A 22,915-nucleotide genomic window follows, 5' to 3' on the forward strand; every position below is an offset into this window, starting at 1 on the left:
GCCCTCGGACCGGGCGCTCGGTGCGTAATTGGCACACCGACTCCCTGCCCGGTCAGTCGGTTGTCCCCGAGGAGTGAGACGTGCCGACCTCAACCCTGCGCCGGTTAGCCCGGTCCGCCGCCACCGCCGTCACCGTCACCGCCACCGTGGTGGTCGGTGCGGGCGTCGCCGCCGCCGACCTGCCCCCCGCCCAGCTCCAGTCCACGACCGACGGCTACCTGTTCGGCCAGAGCCTGAACCAGTTCCAGTCCACACGGGCCGCCCAGCCGTACGCCAACCAGCTCGACTGGTCGTCCGACGGCTGCTCGAACTCCCCGGACAACCCGTTCGGCTTCAACTTCGTGAAGGCCTGCTACCGGCACGACTTCGGCTACCGCAACTACAAGCGACAGGGCCGGTTCACCGAGGACAACCGCCTGCGGATCGACAACAACTTCAAGTCCGACCTGTACACGATCTGCGCGGGAAACTGGGCCTGCAACCGCACCGCGGACATCTACTACGCGGCCGTGCGCCAGTTCGGCAACAGCTGACAGAGGACAAAAAGGGGTGGAGGGCGTGAGTGCCGCTCACGCCCTCCACCCGTCTATCAGACCCTGTCCACCACCAAGGTGGCCACGACACCGTCGACGTCCAGCTTGGCGAGCTTGACGCGGTAGCCGCCTGCCGCGGCCTCGACGGCGAACTGCTTGTTCGTGTGCACCTCGACCTCCGAACCGGCGAGGTTGAGCACGACCGTGGCGTCGCCTTCCCAGATGCACGTCTGGCCAGGCTTGCACCGGCTGTCGGCCGTCACCTCCCGGAAGGTGATCTGGACACCGGGTGCGGCCCCGGTCCCGGAGACCGTGGTGGTCTTCCCCCGGGCCAGGTCGAACTCGGCGCCCAGTGGCGCGCCCGGCGCGGCGGTGGGGTCCGGTGTGCCCGGGGTGCCGCCCGCGCCGCCGGCGGTGCCGGATGCCTGTGGGTCGGCCTTGCCGCACGCGGAAAGAGCCAACAACGCGAACGCCACTACCAGTAGCCGGATTACCGCTTTCGCCTTCATCACCACTCCTCACCTTCACCGACTGGACGGAGCCGGTGGGGTGGGGGGTTGCACCGGAAGGTGATCAGCCGCTGTACGGGGGCTGCTGCGGGTAGCCGCCGCCCTGCTGCGGGTAGCCCTGCTGGGGGTAACCCTGCTGCGGGTACCCCGGCTGCTGCTGGGGGTAGCCGGGCTGCTGCTGCGGGTAGCCCTGGGGGTAGCCCTGCTGCTGCGGGTAACCCGGCTGCGGGTAGCCCTGCTGGTACGGCTGCTGGTAACCCTGCTGCGGGTAGCCGCCGCCGGGGTAGCCGCCGTGGCCGCCCGCCGCGAACGCCGGGTCCGCGACCGGGCCGAGGTAGCGGGCGCTGCCGAAGGCGAGGATGAGCATGCCGATGAAGCTGAAGAAGATCAGCACGAAGGCGAAGCCGCCGCCCTTGCCGAAGGCCTTGGCCAGGTCGACCACGACGATGATCAGGATCACGATGTTGACCAGCGGGATGAACAGCAGCGCCAACCACCAGCCGGGCCTGCCGACGATCTTCAGCAGGGTGTAGGTGTTGTAGAACGGCACGATCGCCGCCCAGCCGGGCTGCCCGGCCTTGGTGAAGATCCGCCACATCGCCACGATCCCGACGACGGCGAACGCCAGGCCGATCAGCGCCAGCGCCACGACCAGCCCGGTCGGGAAGCTGGTTGAGTAGTTGCCCACTTGGTCCCTCTCCTAGGACGCGCCCGCCCGGGCACGTACGCACAGTCCGCCGGAACCATGTCCCCGTTAGCCCGTTCGTGCAGCCGATCGATCCAGTCGTTAGCGGTTCGAGACCTAAGCGGACCGCCGTCCCGCGCCTGCGGTCCGGGCCGCCACGCGCGGAGGGGGCGGACCGGTCCCGGTCCGCCCCCTCCGCGCGTGTGCTCAGTCCTCGTCGTCACCGCCGTCGTCGGCCGCCGGGCCGCCGCGGATGGTCCACAGGACGTTCTCCAGCTCGTCCGGTTTGATCAGCACGTCGCGGGCCTTGGAGCCCTCGGACGGGCCGACCACGCCGCGGGTCTCCAGCAGGTCCATGAGCCGCCCAGCCTTGGCGAAGCCGACGCGGAGCTTGCGCTGCAGCATCGAGGTGGAGCCGAACTGCGAGGTCACGATCAGCTCGGTGGCCTGCAGCAGCAGGTCGAGGTCGTCGCCGATGTCCGGGTCGATCTCCTTGGCCTCGCCCGCCTTGGCCGCGGTGACGCCGTCGGTGTAGTCGGGCTGCGCCTGCTCCTTGGTGAACGCCACGACCTCGGCGATCTCCTCGTCGCTGACGTAGGCGCCCTGCACGCGCACCGGCTTGGACGCGCCCATCGGCAGGTAGAGGCCGTCGCCCATGCCGATCAGCTTCTCGGCGCCCGGCTGGTCGAGGATGACCCGGGAGTCGGTCAGCGAGGACGTGGCGAAGGCCAGCCGGGACGGCACGTTGGTCTTGATCAGGCCGGTGACCACGTCCACCGACGGCCGCTGCGTGGCCAGCACCAGGTGGATGCCCGCGGCGCGGGCCTTCTGGGTGATCCGCACGATGGCGTCCTCGACGTCGCGCGGCGCGGTCATCATCAGGTCGGCCAGCTCGTCGACGATCGCCAGGATGTACGGGTACGGCCGGTACTCGCGCTCGCTGCCAGGCGGTGCGGTGATGTCGCCCGACTTCACCTTCTTGTTGAAGTCGTCGATGTGCCGGACCCGGTTGGCCTGCATGTCCTGGTAGCGCTGCTCCATCTCCTCCACCAGCCAGGTCAGCGCGGCGGCGGCCTTCTTGGGCTGGGTGATGATGGGCGTGATCAGGTGCGGGATGCCCTCGTACGGGGTCAGCTCGACCATCTTGGGGTCGATGAGGATCATCCGGACCTCGGACGGGGTGGCCCGGGCCAGCAGCGACACCAGCATCGAGTTGACGAAGCTGGACTTACCGGAACCGGTGGAGCCCGCGCACAGCAGGTGGGGCATCTTGGCCAGGTTCGCGGTCAGCATGTGGCCCTCGATGTCCTTGCCGAGGCCGACCACCATCGGGTGGGTGTCCTTCATGGCGGTCGAGGAGCGCAGCACGTCGCCGAGGCGGACCATCTCGCGGTCGCTGTTGGGCACCTCGATGCCGACGGCGGACTTGCCGGGGATGGGCGCGAGGAGCCGGACGTTGTCGGTGGCCACGGCGTAGGCGATGTTCTTGGTCAGCGCGGTGATCTTCTCGACCTTCACGCCGGGGCCGAGCTCGACCTCGTAGCGGGTCACCGTGGGGCCGCGGGTGAAGCCGGTGACCTGGGCGTCGATGGAGAACTGGTCGAGGACGCCGGAGATCGCCTCGATCATCGTGTCGTTGGCCTTGCTGCGGGCCTTGGGCGCGTCGCCGGTGACCAGCAGACCCGGGTCGGGCAGCTGGTAGTCGCCGTCCACGACCCGGGTGACCATGATCGCGTCGTTGTCCGGCTTGGGTTCGGTGACCTGCGGGGTCTCCTTGACCTGCGCGGCCTTGACCCGCTTGGGCTTGGCGGGCGGTTCGTCCAGCGGCAGCGGCGGCTGCTCGGGTTCGGCCGCGGCCTCCGGGGCGGGCTTGCGGCGCGGGGCCTTGCGCGGCTTGAGCGGCGGCTCGGCCTCGTAGGCGGACTCGTCGGCCTCGCCTGCCTCGCCGAAGATGTCGTCGACGTCGGCGGCGCGGTCCTCCGGGTCGCGGCCGAGGTCGCGGATGCGCTGCGGGACGTCGCGGATGCGGGTGCCGGTGAAGACCAGCACGCCGAAGCCGAGGAGCAGCAGCAGCACGGGGACGGCGACCCAGGACGTCACGCCGCGGGCGAGCAGGCCGCCGGAGACGTAGCCGAGCGCGCCGCCCGCGTAGCTGCGGCCCGCGTTGTCCTTGGGGAGCCCGGCGAAGACGTGCAGGACGCCGAGCAGGGCGAGGACGAACAGCAGGGAGCCGACGGTGTAGCGGGGGCGCTTCTCTGGCTGCGGGTCGGAGCGCATGAGGATGATGCCGAGGACGAACAGCACCAGCGGCGTGGCGACGCTGAGCGCGCCGATGACGCTGCGGACGCCGATCTCCAGCCCGCGACCGACCCCACCGGCGGCGTGCCACCACACGGCGGCGCCGAGCACGACGCCCAGCGCGACGAGCGCGAACCCGATGCCGTCGCGGCGGTGCGCGGGGTCCAGTTCCTTGGTGCGGCTGACCGCCCGCACCAGCGACCCGGCCCCCTTGGCCAGCAACCCCCAGGCGGAGGCGATGACGCCCTTGCTCGGCGGCGGTGGCGGCGGCTTGCGCGTGGACGGGCGTCTGGCGGTCGAGGCGGGTTTGCGCGCTCCGCCCCGGCTCGCCCCCTTGGAGGTCGACCCCTTGGAGGAAGTTGTCCGGCTCGCCATGTCTGGACACCGTAGTCGCCCGATCGGGAAGGGGCGGGCTGCCACACCGTGGGCCTCGAAGTCGGCGCTGACCTGGGACATGTCATGCTCACGCGCATGTCAGCCCCGCAGTCCCCCCGACGAGCCCAGACCCCGCTGGTCTGGCGGGTCATGTGCGCCATCGACGCGGCCGTGGTCCGCAGCGTGGGAAAGATCGAGATCACCGGTGAGTTCCCGGCGGAGCTGCGCGGGAAGCCGGTGCTCGTGACCGCCAACCACATCGGCATGTTCGACCCGTTCGTGCTGATGGAGGCGTGCCGCAAGGCGGGGTTCCTGCCCCGGTTCATGCTGACCGGGGGCCTGCTGGACGCCCCGGTGCTCGGCTTCTTCCTGCGCGCCGCCGGACACCTGCGCGTGGACCGCGGCAAGGCGAACATCGCGGACGCCTTCGGGCGGGCCACGGAGACGCTGAAGACGGCCCAGGTGCCGCTGCTGCTGTACCCGGAGGGCCGGGTCAGCCGGGAGCCGGGCCTGTGGCCGGAACGCGGCAAGACGGGCGCCGCGCGGATGGCGTTGAACGGTGGCGTGCCGGTGGTGACGATCAGCCAGTGGGGCGCGCACGAGGCGGTGTGCTGGGGGACGGAGACGGTCAGCGGGTGGGCGGACGTGAAGCCGCTCGTGGTGTCGTTCTTCAAGGCGGTGCGCAGGCGACCGGTGTTCCGCGTGCACTTCGGGCCCCGGGTCGACCTGTCGGATCTGGCCGACGGGAAGCCGGGGGACGCGGTGAAGGCGCACGCCCGGATCATGCGGCAGATCACCGAGCACCTGGTGGAGCTGCGGAAGTCGGAACCGGACACCCCCGCCTTCCACGACCCGACCCGCCCCACGGACTCGGTCAGCCCCTGGCGCCCAACGGTGGAGACCGCCCAACCGAAGTGAAGGAAAACGGCCGCTGCGGCCTGTGAACCCGCAGGTCACCAAGTGTCGTCCCCGCGCACGCGGGGCTGATCCCCCGATCCCCTCCGCCCCCGCACGATCCGTCAGGTCGTCCCCGCGCACGCGGGGCTGATCCGCCGCTGGCGGCCGAGGCCGACCGGTACACCGGGTCGTCCCCGCGCACGCGGGGCTGATCCGCCCGGCCGGATCTCCGCCGCCAGTCCCCTCATGTCGTCCCCGCACACGCGGGGCTGATCCAGACAACATGACGTCCGTGCCCGTGAAGTTCGAGGCGTCCCTGCGCACGCGGGGCTGATCCGCCAAGGTACGCGTCATGCTCTGGCGGACCCACGTCGTCTCCGCACACGCGGGGATGGTCATCCAGCAACCGTCCAAACCGTGGGCGTCACCCCGGGTCGCCCTAACCACCCCGGCACCCACCACCACCTGACGTAGCAGGGCGCCGAACCCAACGCAGTCCGCTGGCGGTCGCGTACTGGATCCGTCCAGGGCCCACGCACACGGTGCGACCGTCCCGTCGCACCAGGTAAACCCGTGCGCACCTTGCCGGAAACGTCCTACCATCCCCGCAAAGCGCGACCCTGGGGGCTCTGTGACGACCGTCGAACTTCGCACGCCCGCGCAACACCGGGTGCGCGGAACACTCCTCATCCTCTTCGCCTCCGCCGCCTTCGGTAGCTCGGGCCCCCTAGCCAAGTCCGTCATGCAGGCAGGCTTCGCACCCCACCAGGTAGCCAGCGCCCGCGCGGGCATCGCAGCCCTCGTCCTCCTCGTCACCGTCGCCGCGATCCGCCCCGACATCCTCCGCGTGCGCCGCGAGCACCTCAAAACCCTCGTCGCCTACGGCCTCATCGGTGTAGCCCTCGTCCAGCTCCTCTTCTTCGTCGCCGTCTCACGCCTCCCCGTCGGCATCGCGATGCTCCTCGAATACGTCTCCCCCGTCCTGGTCGCCCTCTGGGTGCGGTTCGTCCGCCGCGTGCACCTGCCCGCCCTCTTCTGGGTCGGCACCGCGCTGGCGCTCACGGGCCTCGGGTTGATCACCCAGTTCTGGGACGGCCTCCAACTCGACACCACCGGCCTGCTGGCGGGCATGGGCGCCGCCCTCTGTTCCGCGGGCTATTACCTGCTAGGCGAAAAGGGTGCGGGTGAGCAACACCCGATCGGGATGGTCACCTGGGGCATGGTCGTGGGCGCCGTGGGGCTCTTCGTCGTCTCCCCGCCATGGGCGCTGCCCTTTGACCGCCTCGGCGACCTCGGCGGCGAGGACGGTTCGGGGGCACCGGTGTGGGTGCTGCTGGTGACCGTCGCGGTGGTGAGCACGGCGCTCGCGTACACGCTAAGCACCAGTTCACTGCGTTATCTGCCGTCCACAGTGGCCAGCGTGCTCGCGCTGTCGGAGCCGGTGCTGGCCACGCTGCTGGCGTGGGCGCTACTTGACGAAACCCTGTCCTCCGCCCAGATTGTGGGCATGGTGGTGCTGCTCTCCGGTGCCGCGTTGGTGCAGATGGCCGCTCGGACCCCTGTCACACCAGCCGAGCCTTTGCCCACCAAATGAGACCGTCGTCACGGTGAAGTTCACTCCGTCGAGTGAATGTTGACCATGCCTGGCCGTCACCGGAACCGTGAAAGGTAAAGAGTCGTTTACCTCGCGGACGCGACACATCGTGGTCGATCGGTCACCATGTGCTCACCGACGTCCGCCAAGGCTCGGCTCATTCGACACCTGGAGGTTCTCATGGGTGCCGTACGCACCAACGGTCCCGCCCACGCCCCGCCCTCGGCGCGCGTGCGCCAGTGGCTCACCCGGGACGCCCGGTTCGACCTATCCGCCTCGCTAGTCGTCTTCCTCGTCGCCATCCCCCTGTCCGTCGGCATCGCGGCCGCCTCGGGCGCGCCGGTGATGGCCGGTCTCATCGCCGCCGTGGTCGGCGGTCTCGTCGCCGGTGCGCTCGGCGGCTCTCCCCTGCAGGTCAGCGGCCCCGCCGCCGGGCTCGCCGTGGTCGTGGCCGAACTCGTCGACGAGTTCGGCTGGGCCACCACCTGCGCGATCACCGTGTGCGCGGGCGTGCTGCAAGTCGCGCTCGGCGCCTGCCGGGTCGGTCGCGCCGCGCTCGCCATCTCCCCCACCGTCGTCCACGCCATGCTCGCGGGCATCGGCGTGACCATCGTCCTGGGCCAGCTGCACGTCCTCGCGGGCGGCTCGGCCGGGTCGACCGCCTGGGAGAACGTCCGCGACCTGCCGGAGACCGTCCTGGGACTCGACCCGGCGGCGACCGCCGTCGGGTTGGTGGTCATCGCACTGCTGCTGGCCTGGCCGCGCGTACCCGCGAAGCTGCGCGGCGTGCCCGCGCCGCTGGTGGCGATCGTGGGCGTGACCGCCTTCGCCGCGCTGACCGCGCTGGAGGTCGCCAGGGTCGACCTGCCGGACGACCCGCTGTCCGCGATCACGCTGCCGTCGCTGCCCGACGGCCAGTGGGGCGCGTTCGCCGTCGGCGTGCTGACGATGACGATCATCGCGAGCGTGGAGAGCCTGCTCTCCGCGGTCTCGGTCGACAAGATGCGCGAGGGCCACCGCAGCGACCTCAACCGGGAGCTGGTCGGCCAGGGCGGGGCGAACATCACCTCCGGCCTGCTCGGCGGCCTGCCGGTCACGGGCGTGATCGTGCGCAGCTCCACCAACGTGCGCGTCGGCGCTCGCACCCGGGCGTCGGCGATCCTGCACGGGGTGTGGGTGCTGCTGTTCACCGTGCTGCTGGTCGGCCTGGTCGAGCAGGTGCCCCTGGCCGCGCTGGCGGGCCTGCTGGTCGTGATCGGCCTGCGCCTGGTCCGGTTGCGGGACATCGCGAACGCCCGCGAACACGGCGAACTGCACATCTACGCCGTGACCCTGGTCGGCGTCGTGATGCTCAACCTCCTGGAAGGTGTCCTAATCGGACTCGCCGTCGCCCTCCTCGACATGCTGCGGCGCGTGGTGTGGGCGCGGGTGCGGGTCGAGACAGGTGAGGAGGTCGACGCCGAAGGCCGCCCGATGTGCGCGGTCATCGTCGAGGGCACGCTCAGCTTCCTGTCCGTCCCGCGGATTTCCCGGGTGCTGTCGCAGGTGCCCGACGGCAGCGCGGTGCACCTGGAGCTGGTGGCCGACTACCTCGACCACGCGGCGTACGAACACCTCTCCGCCTGGCGCCGCCAGCACGGGTCCACCGGCGGCACGGTCCTGGTCGACGAGATCGGCCGGATCGGCAAGCGGGACGGTCGGGGCCTGCGGTGGTTCTCGCCGTGGTCGGACTGGCAGGTGACGGAGCCGATGATCCCGCGCCAGCGCTCCGACGGCCCGGACGACGTGCTGAAGCCCCTGGTGACGGGTGCGCAGGAGTACGCCCGCACCGGCGCCCCGGCCATCCGCCCGCACCTGCGGAAGCTGGCGGGCATCCAACGCCCCCACGCGGTGTTCCTGACCTGCGCGGATTCCCGGATCGTGCCGAACGTGATCACCGCGTCCGGCCCGGGCGACCTGTTCACGATCCGCAACGTCGGCAACCTGGTACCGGACCCCAAGGGCTACGACCAGTCGGTCCAAGCGGGCGTCCTCTACGCGTTGAACACCCTGGAAGTCCCGACCCTGGTCGTCTGCGGCCACTCCCGCTGCGGCGGCATGGGAGCCCTCCTGGCAGACCCCACCGACGACAACCCGATCACGCAGTGGCTGCGCTGGGGCAAACCCTCGGTCGCCGCCTACCGCGACGGGCACCCGGTGGCCCAACGGGCCGCGGCGGAGGGGTGGTCGGAGGTCGACCAGCTCTCGATGGTGAACGTGGCCGTGCAGCTGGAGAACCTGCGGAAGATCCCTGAGGTGGCGAAGAGCGACGTGCGACTGGTCGGCCTGTTCTTCGACATCCCCACAGGAACGCTGCACATGCTGGCGGGCGACAGGTACACCCCGCTGGAGGACGCAGCGCTAACTGGGTGACGCCTGTCACACCGGTCCGGGCACCGACGATGTAGAAAGACGAACTCGGTGCCCGGACCGGAGGTGACCCGTCATGCCCCGCACAACCCGCTCACAACGCGCCGCCCGCCGCGCGTTGTTCAGGCAGCTGCTCACGGCAAGTCTCGCGATTCTGGTCGCCTCGGCCACCGGTGGGCATCGAGGACGGAACGCATCGCCTTCAAGGTCCGTTCGTCAATGACGGCCTCCGCGACTCCCCAACGAGCCTCGTACTTCGCTCGAACTTGATCGATAAGCTCCTGCTCGTCCTCCTCGAGACTCGAGTTGCCCAACCTCAACATCAACAGAATCCCGCGGTCGGCAACATCCAAAAGCTGATTTTCCACATCTGGAATCTTACTAAGAATGCGCGGGTGCGCCAGCAGCGAGGCCGCCAGCGCATATCGATCGATATACTCCCCAGGGCGAACCAAAAACAGGTATCGGACCATCTCTACAACAGATTCGAAAGTCTGCACAAGCGCACCGGATACGAGGGTCCGCTGGACCAACATGCCAAGATCTACCGGAGGATCATCTCCACCAAGGCGCAACGCCCCGGTATCGGCCCGCGATAGCGCGACTGGTCGCTGCCGGACCAGCGACACGACCATTTCCGTCGCAAGGCCAACTGAACGGAACCCGCCTCTCGCATCGCGGCGAGCGTAGTCTGAAAAGAGCTCTCCACCGAGCCGCAGAAGTTGGTGCGTGTGCAGGTCGCCCGCGAGGTCCGCGTGGTTGATAGCCTCGCTGACCAGATAGTCCGAAGTCGCGTGGACCACGCCGCCCTCGTTGTGCAGCGCGGCCAGCATCACCAACCAGGACTCGGGGGCCAAGCCCGCTCGCCACAACGAGAGCATGGCCCGCCAGGGCACCAGCGGGTCCGCTTGGTCAGGCCACAACGCGGCGAGTCGAACACCATCCGGCTCAAGCGCGATGCAGAGCAGCACCAGGTTGGCCGAGTAGGCCGCAAGGGCACGGACCTGGTCTGCCGATCTCGGTCGGTAATCCTGGTACTCATCGGATCCGTGCCGGTCCCGGTACTCGGCGATCAGCGCACCCAGAACATCCGCCACCAGAATCCGATCGGTCTCGTCCAGCCGAGCCAACAGGTCCCTGGCGAAGCCAACGATGTTCGCCCGCGACTGGAGGACCTCGTGCGACAGCAGGGCGAACAGCAGATCGTCATCCGGCTTGCGCATGCCCCGCCGACCGGCCGACGCCACCCGCATGACGTCGACCAGTTCCTCCACCACCCGGTTCGCGACCAGGTATTCGCTGAAAGTCGCGTGCAGGAACTCATGGCGGCGCTGGGGTGATTCCGTCGAACCGAACCGCGCTTCCGAGGTGTGCACGAAGAAGAACTCCCCCAGAACCCGCTGCCCTGTGTCGATGGGCAGGTCCTTCGTCTTCTCCAGCGCGGCGATGTCCGCGTGCAGCTCCTCCGCCGTGATGTCCTGCCTGCCCCGGTTGAACATCGCCAACGCGACGATCGCCAAGCGGTCCAGGTGGTCGTCCACGCGCTTGGCGACTTCCCGTGCCGCCAAGCCTGTCGGTGACTTCGTCGCCTCCCGTTCGGCGAAGTGCCGGAGCAAGCGCTCGTACAGGTCGACCGGGGCGAGTTCGCCATCGAGGCCCGGTGCCAGCGGGTCGGCGACGTAGAGCGCCATCATGAGCAGCAGCAAAGGCTGCCCGGTCAGGTCCTGGTGCGCGAGGGCCAGTTCGAGGGGGACCATGCCGACCGTGTCCCGAGCGATCTCCATCGCGTTGGCCTCGTGCCACACGCGCAACCAGGCCGCGATCTGGTCCTCGTCGAACGACTCCAGCTTGATGATCGGTGTGTTGTTCGGGATCTCCACCCGATCGGCCACAACCGTCCGCGAGGTCACCACCACGGCCACCGGGCGCCCGAGGTCGGCCTCGCAGCGCTGGAACTCGGCGACGGCGTGCAGGTAGCCGTTGAGCCGGGTGTGGGTCTGGTGGACCAACTCGTCCAGGCCGTCCAGTAGAACCACGCGGACGGTGTCCAGGCTCTGGGCGTCGAGGTCCTTCCACTCGACGCGGGCGTGGGTGGAGCGGCTGAGCGCCTGCTGTATCTGGTCGTAGACCGGCAGGTCCCCACCCACGTGCCGGAGCGGGACCCGAACCACGGTGTAAGACGGCGTGGACAAGCGAGCGGCCAGGACCTTGGTCAGCAGGCTTTTGCCCGCCCCCGGGTGGCCGAGGATCAGCAGCGGTCGGCGGGCGGCTTCCGCCGAGGTCAGGTGGGCCACCAGCCGGAGGTCGAGGTCGTGCTGGACTTCCCTGTCACCCCACCACTTCTCGGCCGACGGCTGTGCATCGGGCCCATACACCGCGAACCGGTAGCGAGGGTTGACGAACAACCGATCCACGGTCGGGAAGACGACGAAGCTGCCGTACTTGGCAGCCGCGGACTCCGGGATGATCTGCTCCCGCAGTTCCGCCCGATTGCCGGTATGCACGGTCGCACGAGCATCGCCGGCAGGATCGGCGGGTGCCGACAGCGCCAGCATCGACTCGATGCGCGCGAGGGCATCGGTCTGGCCGATCAGCGCGATCTCGAAGTCGGCCCGCAGATCGCGGATCGACGAGCGGGTCGCGGCGTGTTCGCCGAAGGACGCCCAGGCGAGGAATTCCGGGACCGTGGCGGCCAGACGCAGGTAGTGCGACTGGTAGCGCACACCCGCCCGCACCACGACACTCTTGTACAGCCGGTGATGGGTGTGCTCGTTCACCGCGAGACCGTCGATGAACTCGCGCACCCGGAAGTCGAGGGCGGTAAGCCAGTCCTCGACCCTCCCCTGGTTCTCGACGAACCCCGCCGACGCCGACGGCACCGGGATCTCCGCCTGGTAGAGCACCCGCGCGCTCGGTTCGGCGAGGGCGCGCATCTCCGCGTCCGTCAACTCAAGCGCCTTGAAGCGCTCCTCGCCCAGGCTTTCGCGCAGGGCCTCGAAGTAGGAGGTGACCACCAGCGTCGAGTGAGCCGCGAGGATCAACTCTCGACGTTCGACGCCGTTGAGGTTCTTGGCCCGGCCCGAGACCTTGTCGATGGCCGCGCGAACCAACCCCATGGCCTCGTTCTTCTGGTCGACCCACGACCACACCGACGCGAACAGCGCCGCCGCGGCAGCCGGAGCGAACAAGGACGCCACACCAGCGCCAATGATGCCCACGCCCAATGCCAGGTCGACCGCCTTCAAGCCCTTGGGCTCGTGGCGGCCGAGGATCCGCAGAGCGCCTTCGTAGGTGAGGGCGGGGTCTTTGCTCACCCCGCCCTTCTACTGGAGGGCGGGGTGAGCCAGGTCCGAAGTGGAGTCGGACCCACCGAATGGAGCAGTCAGCCGCCGTTGGTCGGGGCGTAGGCGGTGCGGGAAGTCGTTGCGGGGACGGCGTTCAGGAAAAGCGGGCCGAGGGCGGCTCGGGCCTTGATCGCCGGGTGGGTGCCGCCGAAGTCGTTGGGGTCCGGGCCCGCGCCCTGGGAGAAGAGGGCGTAGATGAGGGCGGGGTTGTTCTGGGCGTCGAAGACGATGCCCGCTTCGTTGCGGCCGTCCTTGAACCAGCCCGCCTTGGTGGCGACCCGGGCGCGGTCGACCGACGACATGTCGCGGCGGATGCCGTCGGTGTGGGCGGCCTGGGAGCGGAGGATGCCGAGCAGGTACGCGGTGGAGGCCGGGCTCAGCAGGGTCCCGGCGGCGAGGGCGCGGAGCAGGTCGTGGGTTTCGCGCGGGGTCGTCTTGCCCAGGAAGAACCGGTTGGGGTTGGCGACGGGATCCACCTGGGTCTTGGGGAAGCCCTTGTCGACCAGGATCTGGTTCACCTCCAGCGCCGGGACCACCAGGCCGCAGAGGCGGACGCAGGTGTCGTCGGAGACGGTGAGCAGCAGGGCCAGGACGTGCCCCAGGGTGATCGAACTCGGGTACGCCCCGTCCAGGGGGATGATGCCGTCCCCGGTGGTGAGGACGATGTCGGCGGTCACCTCGACGCGCTGGGTCAGGGTGAGCAGGCCGCGGTCGACCTTGTCCAGGACGGCCGTGGCCACGGCGACCTTGTTGACGCTGTAGGCCTCGACCACGTCGTCGGCGCGGGCGGCGACGAGGTCCTGGCCGTTGAGGCTGATGACCGACTCCCAGGCCCCGCCCGCGCGGCCGGTGTGGAACCGGTAGGCGCGGCGGATGTCGTCCGCGCAGGTCGGTTGGGTGGCCGAAGCCGCGGCGGGCGCGGTGACGGCGGCGGTGACGGCCGCGCCCAGTCCGAGCGCGGCCCGTCGGGTGAGAGATGCCCCCATGGTGTTGTCCTCTCGGGTGTGCTGGTGTGCTTCCCCAGAACTACGCCGAGTGGGGGCGACCGGTTGCCCGCCGGCCGATTCCCGCCATCAGACGGGAATCACCGTCGGCACGATCATCGGCCGCCTGCGGTACGTGTCCGCCACCCAGCGCCCCACGACGCGGCGGACGGACTGGGCGATGCGGTGGGTGTCGGTGATGCCCTCGGACTCGGTGTGCGACAGCTCCATCTCCACCAGCGACACCACGTTGTCCAGGGCCTTCGGGTCGTCGGAGAAGCCGCGGCCGGAGATCGTCGGCGGGGACACCGCGCGGCCGGTGGCCGAGTCGACCACGACGGTGATCGCGATGAACCCGCCCTCGCCCAGCACCAACCGGTCCGACAGCGTCGACTCGCCGACGTCGCCGACGGACAGGCCGTCGACGTACACGTGGCCCACCTCGACCCGGCCGGTGATCGCCGCGCGCCCGTCGACCATGTCGACGACGACGCCGTCCTCCGCGATCACCACGTTGTCCGCGGGCACCCCGGTCTTGACCGCCAGCGCCGCGTTCGCGCGCAGGTGGCGCCACTCGCCGTGCACGGGCATGACGTTGCTCGGCCGGACCGCGTTGTAGAGGAACAGCAGCTCACCGGCGGGCGCGTGGCCGGAGACGTGGACCTTGGCGTTGCCCTGGTGGACCACGTGCGCGCCCAGCCGGACCAGCCCGTTGACCACGTTGAACACCGCGTTCTCGTTGCCCGGGATCAGCGACGACGCCAGCACCACGGTGTCGCCCGGGCGGATGGCGATCTGCCGGTGCTCGCCGCGCGCCATCCGCGACAGCGCCGACAGCGGCTCGCCCTGCGACCCTGTCGAGACGAACAGCACCTCGTCCTCCGGCATGCCCATCGCCTCGTCGAGGTTGATCAGCAGGCCGGGCGGCACGTTGAGCAGCCCCAGGTCGGCGGCGATGCCCATGTTGCGCACCATCGACCGGCCCACCAGCGCGACCCGCCTGCCGTGCGCGACGGCCACGTCGAGGACCTGCTGCACGCGGTGCACGTGGCTGGCGAAGCAGGCGACGATGACCCGCTGGTCGGCGCGCGCGATGACCCCGTCGAGCACCGGCCCGATCTCCCGCTCGGAGATCACGAACCCGGGCACCTCGGCGTTGGTCGAGTCGACCAAAAACAGGTCGACGCCCTCGTCGCCGAGCCGGGAGAAGCCCGCGAGGTCGGTGAGGCGGCCGTCGAGGGGCAGCTGGTCGAGCTTGATGTCGCCGGTGTGCAGCGCGACGCCCGCGGGCGTGCGGATGGCCACGGCGAGCGCGTCGGGGATGGAGTGGTTGACGGCGAAGAACTCGCAGTCGAACTCCCCGTACGAGACCTTGTCGCCCTCCTTGACCTCGCGCAGCTTCGGGTCCAGGCGGTGCTCGCGGCACTTGGCCGCGACCAGGGCGAGGGTGAACCGCGAGCCGACCACGGGCAGGTCGGGGCGCAGGCGCAGCAGGAACGGGACGGCGCCGATGTGGTCCTCGTGGCCGTGCGTGAGGACCAGCGCGTCGATCTCGTGCAGCCGCGACTCGATGGGCCGGAAGTCGGGCAGGATCAGGTCGACCCCGGGCTGCTGGTCCTCGGGGAACAGCACCCCGCAGTCGACGATCAGCAGCCGGTCCGCGTACTCGAACACGGTCATGTTGCGCCCGACCTCGCCGATCCCGCCGAGCGCGAACACCCGCAGCGCCCCGTCGGGCAGCGCGGGCGGCGGGTTCGTCGGCCACCGCCCCGACCGCGGCGACGGCTGCGACCCCGAACGCGGTGGCTGCGACGGGTTGTTGGTGTGCCTCACGCCCGAACCCCTAACCCGGTGACAGCGGATACGACTCCTCGACCGACCGGAGCACCGAGCGCCTGCCCGGCGGCCGCGCGGACCCGACCGGTCCGCGAGACGGGCAGCGGCACCGCACCGGTCTGGACCACGGCCCGCGGCGGGGCGGGCCGGAGGTGGGTCCGGGTCACTGGCGCACCGTCCCGGTGCTGGTGTGGGTCGTGGTGGCGACGTAGGCGGCGTTGGCGTCGGCGTGGGCGACGCGCGCGCTGGCGACGTGCGCGGCCGGGGCCTCGGCCAACGGTACGCCCGCCTCGGCGAGGTCGCTCGCGATGGCGGCGACCTGCTCGGCGGTGGCCGGGGGCAGCGGCAGGCGCGGGTCGCCCACGTCGTGGCCGCGCAGGCGCATGCCGGTCTTGCTGAACACCACGCCACCCACCCGGCTGAACGCGCGCAGCACCGGCAGGAGTCCGTTGTGGATGTTGCGGGCGGCGGTGACCTCGCCGTTCTCGTAGGTGTCCAGCATGGACCGCAGGCGGCCCGCGACCACGTGCCCGATGACGCTGACGAAGCCGACACCGCCGATGGACAGCCACGGCAGGTTCAGGGCGTCGTCGCCCGAGTAGTACGCGAGGTCGGTGCTGGCGATGACCTGGCTGCCCGCGAGCAGGTCGCCCTTGGCGTCCTTGACCGCCTGGATGCGCGGGTGCTCGGCGAGCCTGCGCAGCGTGTCGACCTCGATGGGCACGACCGAGCGCGGCGGGATGTCGTAGAGCATGACCGGCAGGCCCGTGGCGTCGGCGGCGGCGGTGAAGTGCGCCAGCAGCCCGGCCTGCGGCGGCCGCGAGTAGTACGGGGTGACCACGAGCAGCCCGTGCGCGCCCGCCTTCTCCGCTTCGCGCGCGAGGTGGACGGTGTGCGCGGTGTCGTACGTGCCGACCGAGCCGACCACGGTGGCGCGGTGCCCGACGGCCTCGACCACGGCCCGCACCAGGTCGGACTTCTCCCGGTCGGTGGTGGTGGGCGACTCGCCCGTGGTGCCGTTGACGATCAGGCCGTCGTTGCCCAGCTCCACTAGGTGCTCGGCGAGGGCCTGGGCGCGGTCGAGGTCGACCGTGCCGTCGGCTGTGAAGGGGCTCACCATGGCGGTGAGCACCCGGCCGAACGGGCGGCCCGGGGCGGCGGTGGGGCATGCGGTCATGGGGTTGACGCTACCCGCTGGCCACCTGCGTGACGCCTACCACTGCCAGGTTGTGGACAACTTCCGGGCATGTGGACAGTCCGCGGTGCCGTCTCACAGTCCGCGCGCCAGATTCCGGACGATCTCCACCGAGTCGGGCGGCCCGTCCAGCGCGACCCTGGCCTGCGCGCGACCGAAGGCGTCGAGCAGCAACTCCCCCGGTTCGCCGGTGATCGTGACCGGCGATGGCCCTGGACGCGCGGTGAGTACCCGGTCACCCGAGCGCAGGACAACGCCTACCGGGCTCTTGCGGTAGTGCAGCTTCGCCACGCGCGTGAGGTTCGTCCACAAGGAACTGTCGCGTTGTGCGTCCGCGGGCCGTGGTTCCCACTCCGGTGCCGCGCGCCGCACGTCTTCGTGGTGGATGAAGAACTCGGCGGTGTTGACCAGGTCGTCCACCAGTCGCAGCGGCGAGTACACCGGCGGACCGGTGCGCACCAGGTCGACCAGTTCCGGCCACGGTTTGGCGGCGTAAGAGCGCTGCACCCGCTCGGTGTGACCTGCGAGCGGCTTGATGACGATGCCCGCCGCCGCGTCCAGCCGCCGTTCCCGGACGACCAGGTGCGCGGCGAGGTCCCGCGCGGTCCACCCGTCGCACAGGGTCGGCGCGTCCGGGCCGACCTCCAGGAACAGCTCCGACAACCGCGCGCGTTCATCCCCGACGACACCCATGGACCCGACCCTACCCACCGGTCGGGTGAGTCCACCTCACGAGTCGGCCTTGACCTGACTGCCGGTGAAGGAACTGAAGTCCTTGTTGTAGAGGGCGCAGACCAGGGTGTTCTCGCGACCGTCGGACGGCGAGGCGTCCCAGGAGTCCTTCGACGGGTAGACGACCGCGTACCGGAGGATGCCCTTGGTGTCGCGGTTGACCCGGTCGGTGGTGAACAGCCACCCGCAGTAGCTCTCGCCGATCGCGCGGATCTGGGCGGCGTTGTAGGCCCGTTTGGTGGCGCCGGAAGGGAAGTCGAGGTAGCCGAAGGTCTGCACTTGGAACGGCTTGGCGCAGTCGGTGTACGACGAGTACGACGACCCCTTCTGCAATCGGGCGTCGCCGCAGTTGCCGTCCGAGATCTCGTACGCGGGTAGGTCGCCGTTCTCGCCGTAGGTGAGCGCGAGGATCGGCTCGACCGGGTCGGGTGTGTTCATCGCCTTGTTCAGGAAGACCCCACCGACCACACCCAGCACCAACGCCACTACGACGCCGATGGCGAGCACCTTGAAGTTGGTCTTCGTCTTAGGCGGGGCGGGCACCGCGGTGGTGGGGTGCTGGTGCGGGTAGTAGGCCGTTCCCGCGTTCAGGGCTGTCGGACCCGTAGGTGGGCCTGTCGGCACGTGGGAGAGCATGCCGCGCACCTGTGCGGAAGTGAGACGAGCAGCGGGCGTACCGACCATCAGACCGGAGATGACCGACGCCAACGCACCCTGCGCGCGGGTCAGGTAGGGCACCTCGCTCAGGATCGCGTGCATCGTCGCGGCGGTCGTAGTGCGCTCGTAGGGCGAATAGCCCTCGATGGCATAGAAGAGCACCGCGCCCAGCGCCCACAGGTCGGAGCTCGCACCGGCCTCTTCGCCGCGCAGCCGCTCCGGCGCCAGGTAGGTCGGTGAGCCGATGAGCATGCCGCTGGCGGTCAGGCGGGGGTCGTCGAGCGACTGAGCGATCCCGAAGTCGGTGAGCTTCACCCGCCCGTTGGCCGCCAGCATGATGTTGCTCGGCTTGACGTCGCGGTGCACGACCCCGGCCTGGTGCGCCGCGTCGAGCGCGGACAGCAGCTGCTCGGCGACCTTGGCCACCAGGTCGGCGGGCAGCGGACCCCGCTCGCGGATCACGTCCGACAGCGTCGGCGCCTGGATCAGCTCCATGACGATGTAGGTGGCCCCGGTCTCCTGGACCACGTCGTACACCGTGACCACGGCCGGGTCGTTGAGCCGCCCGGCGGTGCGCGCCTCGCGCAGCACCCGCTCCTCGAAGATGGCCCGCTCGCTGTGCGGGACACCGTCGGGCAAGTGCAGCTCCTTGATCGCCACGTGCCGACCGATCATCCGGTCCTCGGCGAGCCACACCACGCCCATCCCGCCGCGGCCCAGCTCGTTGAGGATCGCGTAGCGCCCCGCGACGACCCGGGGTCCGTGCGCGACGGTCGGTCCCTGTTCCTGCGACACCGCAAACCTCCTCAGCCGCGCGGAATCCTAATGGTCCACGAGACTCCCGACCCCCAAACGGGTCAAGTTGAGTCGGAAACGCCGCTCACCACGTCGTGGCCTGCTTCGCGGAGGGCGGCGACCGCTCGGTCCAGGTCGGAGTCGTGCACCAGGACGTGGTCGGTGTCGAAGGTGGACAGCGCGAACAGCGGCACCCCGGCGGCGGCCAGTGACGAGGCAATCGACGCCATGATCCCCGTGAGGGTGAACTCCAGCGGGCCGCGCACGGTGAGCAACCGCCAGCCCAGTTCGGTCCGGCCGCCCTCCGGGGTGTGCTCGGCCGGGGTGACGATGGACAGCTCCGCCAGGGTCCGGGTGACCGACACCAGGCCGGGTGCCGCGAGCAGGTCGGGCGAGACCGCGGTGCCCGGGTCGAACCGGGTCACCGCGTAGCCGCCGTCGATCACGTCGATGACCAGCCGCCGCACGGCTCAGCCCTCGGCGACGAGCGGGCTGGAGGCGACCTCGGTGCCGTCGGCCAGCGCCGAGATGGTGAAGTCGGCGAAGACGTTCGCGGCGGCCTTCTGCAGCTGCCGCAGGCACTCGATGGCCAGTGCGCGGATCTCGACGTCGGCGTGCTCGGTGGCGCGCATGGCGATGAAGTGCCGCCAGGCGCGGTAGTTGCCGGTCACCACGATGCGGGTCTCGGTGGCGTTGGGCAGGATCGCGCGGGCCGCCTGGCGGGCCTGCTTCTTGCGCAGGGTCGCGCTGGGCACGTCGGCGAACTTCTGCTCCAGACCGGCGAGCAGCTCGTTGTAGGCGTCCTGGGCGGCCTCGGCGGCGGCGATGAACTTGGCGTGCAGCTCGGGGTCGTCGGCGATGACGTCGGGCTCGACCATGGCGGCCGACTTCTCGGGCACGTAGCGCTGGGACAGCTGCGAGTAGGAGAAGTGCCGGTGCCGGATCAGCTCGTGGGTCAGGGAGCGGGAGACGCCGCTGATGTAGAACGACACGCTGCCGTGCTCGAGGACCGACAGGTGGCCGACCTCGATGATGTGGCGGATGTAGCCCGCGTTGGTCGCGGTGGCCGGGTTCGGCTTGCGCCACGACTGGTAGCACGCGCGGCCCGCGAACTCGGCCAGCGCCTCACCGCCGTCGGCGTCGGTGGTCCACGGCACGTCGGACGGCGTCAGGAACTCCGTCTTCGCGATTAGCTGCACCTTCGGCGACACCGTTTCGGTCACTGCACGTCCTTTGGCTCGGCACCCTTGTCCGGGCGCCACAGTAGTCGCCATTCGGCCCAATCCCGGCGTGACATCAACTGACACCACGGTCCCCCTTGCATGACGTCAGCGATGACGCCATAGTGGTGTCATGGATCTGAGCAGCTACCTCTCCACGCTCCGCGACGACCTGACCACCACGGCGTCCGCGGGCGACGAGTCCACCCGCCGCGCGGCGGCCGTGCTGTCGGCGGCCATCGAACCCGCGGCGCGGCTGGCCATCATGAACGCGCTGGCCGACCTGGCCGCCGAGGTCACGGCGCACCTACCGGACCACGTGGTCGAGGTGCGCCTAGACGGCCGCGATGTGCGCGTAGTGGTCACGGGTACGAACACCGGCCCGAAGGTGGGCGAGGCGACACCACCGACGACACCACCCGCGGAAGGCGCGGGCGGTGACATGAGCCGCATGACGCTGCGACTGTTCGAGGAGCTCAAGGGCAAGGCCGAGCGCGCGGCGCAGGCGCAGGGGGTGTCGCTGAACACGTTCGTGCAGCAGACGCTCCAGGGCGCGCTGAGCGGCAAGAACTGGGGGCACCGCCACGACTACAAGAACGCGAAGGCCGACGAGGACAAGAACACCTCGTCCCGGGTGCAGGGGTGGTACGAGGGATGACCGAGACGCGGATGGAGCAGTTCACCACGGGCGACGACCCGGTGGAGATCACGGTCGGCACGGGCTCCGGGCTCGTCGACGTGCGGCTGACCGACGAGGAGGGCGTCGACGTCGAGATCCGGCACGCGCCGGAGGCGGCCAACCCGTGGACCGACGGGCTGACCAACCTGGTGTCGTGGTTCACCACCCAGTTCGGCGAGGGGTCCGAACTGGACGCGGCGGCGGAAGCGGTACGCCGGACGCGGGTGGAGTTCACCGGGGGCAGGCTCGTTGTCCGAGCGCCGAAGGAGCCGCAGCTGCGCAACATCCCGCTCGCGGTAAGCGTGCGCGCACCGGCCGGTTCGTCGGTTTCGGCCCGTAGTGGCGCGGGATCGGTGCGGGTGTCCGGTGTCGCTGACCGCGTTGACGTGACCACGGGGGCGGGCACGGTCGACATCGGGGAGACCACGGGTGCGGTCAGCGCCACCAGCGGCACCGGCGCGGTGCGCATCGGGACGGCCGCTGCGGGCATCCAGGCGCGCACGGGCCGGGGCGAGGTGGAGCTGTCGTCGATCGGGGGACCGACGAAGGTCGTGACCGGCGGCGGCGACGTCTGGCTGGGCGCGGTCGCCGCGGACGTGTCGGTCCGCTCCGGCACCGGTGACATCACCGTGGCCGACGCGGTCACCGGCAAGCTGGACCTGACCACGGGCTCGGGCGCGCTGCGCATCGGGATCCGGCCGGGTTCGCCCGCCGAGATCGACGTGTCGTCGGGGGCCGGGGAGGCCCGCAGCGAGCTGCCGATCACCGGGGCGAAGCCGGAGGGGGAACCGGGCCTGGTGATCAAGGGCCGGACGGGTCTGGGTTCGGCGCTGATCACGGCGGCGAGCAGCGCGAGTTAGCGGCGTCGGTGGGGATCGACGGGCGCCGGTGCCGTGCGGCACCGGCGCACCCGTTTCGTTCGGAGGTCGGTGATGTCGCGGTCAGCGACGCAGCCACTCGGCGACGATCGCGCAGTCGTCGGGGGTGAGGTCGAGCCGGGGGTTGGCCGGGCCGAACGGCCAAGTGGGGTAGACGGGCCTGTCGAAGGGGAGCGGCAGGCCGTCGAGGAAGAGGTGGGGGCGGGATACGGCTGGACGATTGCCGTGGCCCGCTTCCGCCTCTGTCCACCATCCATCTGGACCTAGCTGCGCTAGCCCCGCTCGCACGCGGTCACAGCGCCAAGGTGACGTCCGGCCGCCAACCGGGGGACGATGCCGGATGGGGATGTGGGGGTGGGTGGCGGGAGGAGATGTCACCGGCCGTTCTTGTCCACATCGACGCCTAGGGTCTTCGCCGCGATGTAGCCGGTGCCCGCGGCTTTGACGCCCATGAGCATGTCGTTCTTGAAGATCGTGTCCTTGGCGTTGGTGGTGTCGCGGCCGAGGTGGGAGGCGTACGGCGCGACGGCGAAGACCTTGTTGTTGAGCTTCTCGTCGAACATCAACTGCGTGACGAGCGCCTTGGTGTTGTTCACGTGCACCATGACGTGGATGTGCACCGTGCGGCCGGTGTACCAGCCCGGCCAGACGGTGGTGAACCGGACGACGCCCTGCGCGTCGGAGACCTGGGCGCCGCGCAGGTAGCGGGTGTCGTCCTGCGGGGTCAGGTCCGCCATGTCCCCCGACGACCCGGGCATCATCATCCCGGTCGGCATGGGCATGCCGCTGGGCATCGAGCCGCCCATGGAGCCGAAACCGCTGGCGGACAGCTTCTCCGCGCCGGAGTAGCGGCCCTTCGCGTCGCAGTGCCAGATCTCGACGACGAGGTCCTTGAGCGGGCCGCAGCTCTCGCTGTCGACCACCTTCAACGCCAGGTCGAGCCGCGTGCCGGGCCGGTCCTCCCGGACGTCGCCGCGCAGCTTGTCCGGGTCGAAGTAGTAGGGCCCCTGGGTCGTGGTCGGCGACAGGCCGCACGTCCCGGCGCCGGCCAGCAGGGTCACCGGGTCCGTGCCCGCCGCGACCGACGGCACCGCCGCGTCGGGCGCCGCGTCCGAGGAGTCGCCACAGGCCGCGAGCACCCCCGCGAGGGTCAGCCCGCCGAGGACCAGGGTGCGCCTGCTGACCCGCTTGCCCTCGTCCGCGTCCACGTCGAATCGGTCCACCATGGACACACCATACTGACCACCACCAGCGCACCGGTCCGCCACGTGGACGCGGTCGGTCCGCTGTGGATTG

At 70.3% G+C, this 22,915-nt stretch carries 18 protein-coding genes; 6 read left to right on the plus strand and 12 right to left on the minus strand.

Annotation, left to right across the window (positions count from 1 at the left end; genetic code table 11):
* The first annotated feature begins 80 nt into the window (after positions 1 to 80).
* Positions 81 to 533 carry a phospholipase gene (locus V5P93_RS27585; RefSeq protein ID WP_104479598.1) on the plus strand — a complete coding sequence of 151 codons (453 nt, stop codon included), beginning with the start codon at positions 81 to 83 and terminating at the stop codon, positions 531 to 533.
* Between the two features lie 56 nt (positions 534 to 589).
* Here V5P93_RS27585 and V5P93_RS27590 read toward each other — a convergent pair whose 3' ends face one another.
* The 3 genes from V5P93_RS27590 to V5P93_RS27600 form a co-directional block, all read right to left on the minus strand.
* Positions 590 to 1,042, minus strand: a complete 453-nt coding sequence (locus tag V5P93_RS27590; protein WP_146108042.1) for a hypothetical protein — start codon at positions 1,040 to 1,042, stop codon at positions 590 to 592.
* A 64-nt stretch (positions 1,043 to 1,106) separates the two neighbouring features.
* Positions 1,107 to 1,730, minus strand: coding sequence for a DUF5684 domain-containing protein (locus V5P93_RS27595; RefSeq protein WP_245931309.1), 624 nt, complete (start codon positions 1,728 to 1,730; stop codon positions 1,107 to 1,109).
* A gap of 204 nt (positions 1,731 to 1,934) precedes the next feature.
* Positions 1,935 to 4,400 (minus strand): DNA translocase FtsK, encoded by a 2,466-nt coding sequence (locus V5P93_RS27600; protein WP_104479596.1) that lies wholly within the window; start codon positions 4,398 to 4,400, stop codon positions 1,935 to 1,937.
* Between the two features lie 96 nt (positions 4,401 to 4,496).
* Here V5P93_RS27600 and V5P93_RS27605 point away from each other — a divergent pair, with 96 nt between their 5' ends.
* The 3 genes from V5P93_RS27605 to V5P93_RS27615 all read left to right on the plus strand — a co-directional run bounded on the left by V5P93_RS27605 (position 4,497) and on the right by V5P93_RS27615 (position 9,303).
* Positions 4,497 to 5,318 carry a 1-acyl-sn-glycerol-3-phosphate acyltransferase gene (locus V5P93_RS27605; protein ID WP_245931308.1) on the plus strand — a complete coding sequence of 274 codons (822 nt, stop codon included), beginning with the start codon at positions 4,497 to 4,499 and terminating at the stop codon, positions 5,316 to 5,318.
* Between the two features lie 649 nt (positions 5,319 to 5,967).
* A complete protein-coding gene (locus V5P93_RS27610) occupies positions 5,968 to 6,891 on the plus strand; it encodes a DMT family transporter (protein WP_374065093.1) in 924 nt (307 codons plus the stop codon).
* Between the two features lie 180 nt (positions 6,892 to 7,071).
* The gene (locus V5P93_RS27615; RefSeq protein ID WP_104479594.1) at positions 7,072 to 9,303 is read left to right on the plus strand and encodes a bifunctional SulP family inorganic anion transporter/carbonic anhydrase; all 2,232 of its coding nucleotides are present in this window, start codon (positions 7,072 to 7,074) and stop codon (positions 9,301 to 9,303) included.
* 131 nt (positions 9,304 to 9,434) lie between these two features.
* On the opposite strand, the gene V5P93_RS27620 is transcribed toward V5P93_RS27615, so the two are convergent.
* From V5P93_RS27620 to thyX, 8 genes are all read right to left on the minus strand, one after another.
* The gene (locus tag V5P93_RS27620) at positions 9,435 to 12,614 is read right to left on the minus strand and encodes an NACHT domain-containing NTPase (protein WP_104479593.1); all 3,180 of its coding nucleotides are present in this window, start codon (positions 12,612 to 12,614) and stop codon (positions 9,435 to 9,437) included.
* A 68-nt stretch (positions 12,615 to 12,682) separates the two neighbouring features.
* The gene (locus V5P93_RS27625; protein WP_104479592.1) at positions 12,683 to 13,630 is read right to left on the minus strand and encodes a serine hydrolase; all 948 of its coding nucleotides are present in this window, start codon (positions 13,628 to 13,630) and stop codon (positions 12,683 to 12,685) included.
* Between the two features lie 87 nt (positions 13,631 to 13,717).
* Positions 13,718 to 15,367, minus strand: coding sequence for a ribonuclease J (locus tag V5P93_RS27630; RefSeq protein WP_181043539.1), 1,650 nt, complete (start codon positions 15,365 to 15,367; stop codon positions 13,718 to 13,720).
* Between the two features lie 259 nt (positions 15,368 to 15,626).
* Entirely contained in the window at positions 15,627 to 16,640 is a 1,014-nt protein-coding gene (gene dapA / locus V5P93_RS27635) for a 4-hydroxy-tetrahydrodipicolinate synthase (protein WP_104479590.1), read from the minus strand.
* Between the two features lie 93 nt (positions 16,641 to 16,733).
* Positions 16,734 to 17,351 (minus strand): TIGR03085 family metal-binding protein, encoded by a 618-nt coding sequence (locus V5P93_RS27640; RefSeq protein ID WP_104479589.1) that lies wholly within the window; start codon positions 17,349 to 17,351, stop codon positions 16,734 to 16,736.
* Positions 17,352 to 17,387: 36 nt separating this feature from the next.
* Positions 17,388 to 18,842 (minus strand): serine/threonine-protein kinase, encoded by a 1,455-nt coding sequence (locus tag V5P93_RS27645; RefSeq protein WP_245931306.1) that lies wholly within the window; start codon positions 18,840 to 18,842, stop codon positions 17,388 to 17,390.
* 62 nt (positions 18,843 to 18,904) lie between these two features.
* Complete coding sequence (locus tag V5P93_RS27650; RefSeq protein ID WP_104479588.1) at positions 18,905 to 19,309, minus strand: ACT domain-containing protein; 405 nt, start codon at positions 19,307 to 19,309, stop codon at positions 18,905 to 18,907.
* Positions 19,310 to 19,312: 3 nt separating this feature from the next.
* Positions 19,313 to 20,065 (minus strand): FAD-dependent thymidylate synthase, encoded by a 753-nt coding sequence (gene thyX / locus V5P93_RS27655; RefSeq protein WP_104479587.1) that lies wholly within the window; start codon positions 20,063 to 20,065, stop codon positions 19,313 to 19,315.
* A gap of 130 nt (positions 20,066 to 20,195) precedes the next feature.
* On the opposite strand from thyX, the gene V5P93_RS27660 reads away from it, so the two are divergent.
* Together V5P93_RS27660 and V5P93_RS27665 are read left to right on the plus strand one after the other, a co-directional pair.
* The gene (locus V5P93_RS27660) at positions 20,196 to 20,720 is read left to right on the plus strand and encodes a toxin-antitoxin system HicB family antitoxin (RefSeq protein WP_104479586.1); all 525 of its coding nucleotides are present in this window, start codon (positions 20,196 to 20,198) and stop codon (positions 20,718 to 20,720) included.
* The gene (locus V5P93_RS27665) at positions 20,717 to 21,601 is read left to right on the plus strand and encodes a hypothetical protein (RefSeq protein WP_104479585.1); all 885 of its coding nucleotides are present in this window, start codon (positions 20,717 to 20,719) and stop codon (positions 21,599 to 21,601) included. The genes V5P93_RS27660 and V5P93_RS27665 overlap by 4 nt, the downstream gene beginning before the upstream one ends.
* Positions 21,602 to 21,993: 392 nt before the next feature.
* Here V5P93_RS27665 and V5P93_RS27670 read toward each other — a convergent pair whose 3' ends face one another.
* Positions 21,994 to 22,845: an intradiol ring-cleavage dioxygenase gene (locus tag V5P93_RS27670; protein WP_104479755.1), complete on the minus strand. Its 852-nt coding sequence runs from the start codon at positions 22,843 to 22,845 to the stop codon at positions 21,994 to 21,996.
* Positions 22,846 to 22,915: the final 70 nt, after the last annotated feature.

Origin of the sequence: Actinokineospora auranticolor, from assembly GCF_041897805.1 — a bacterium.
Lineage (GTDB): Bacteria > Actinomycetota > Actinomycetes > Mycobacteriales > Pseudonocardiaceae > Actinokineospora > Actinokineospora auranticolor.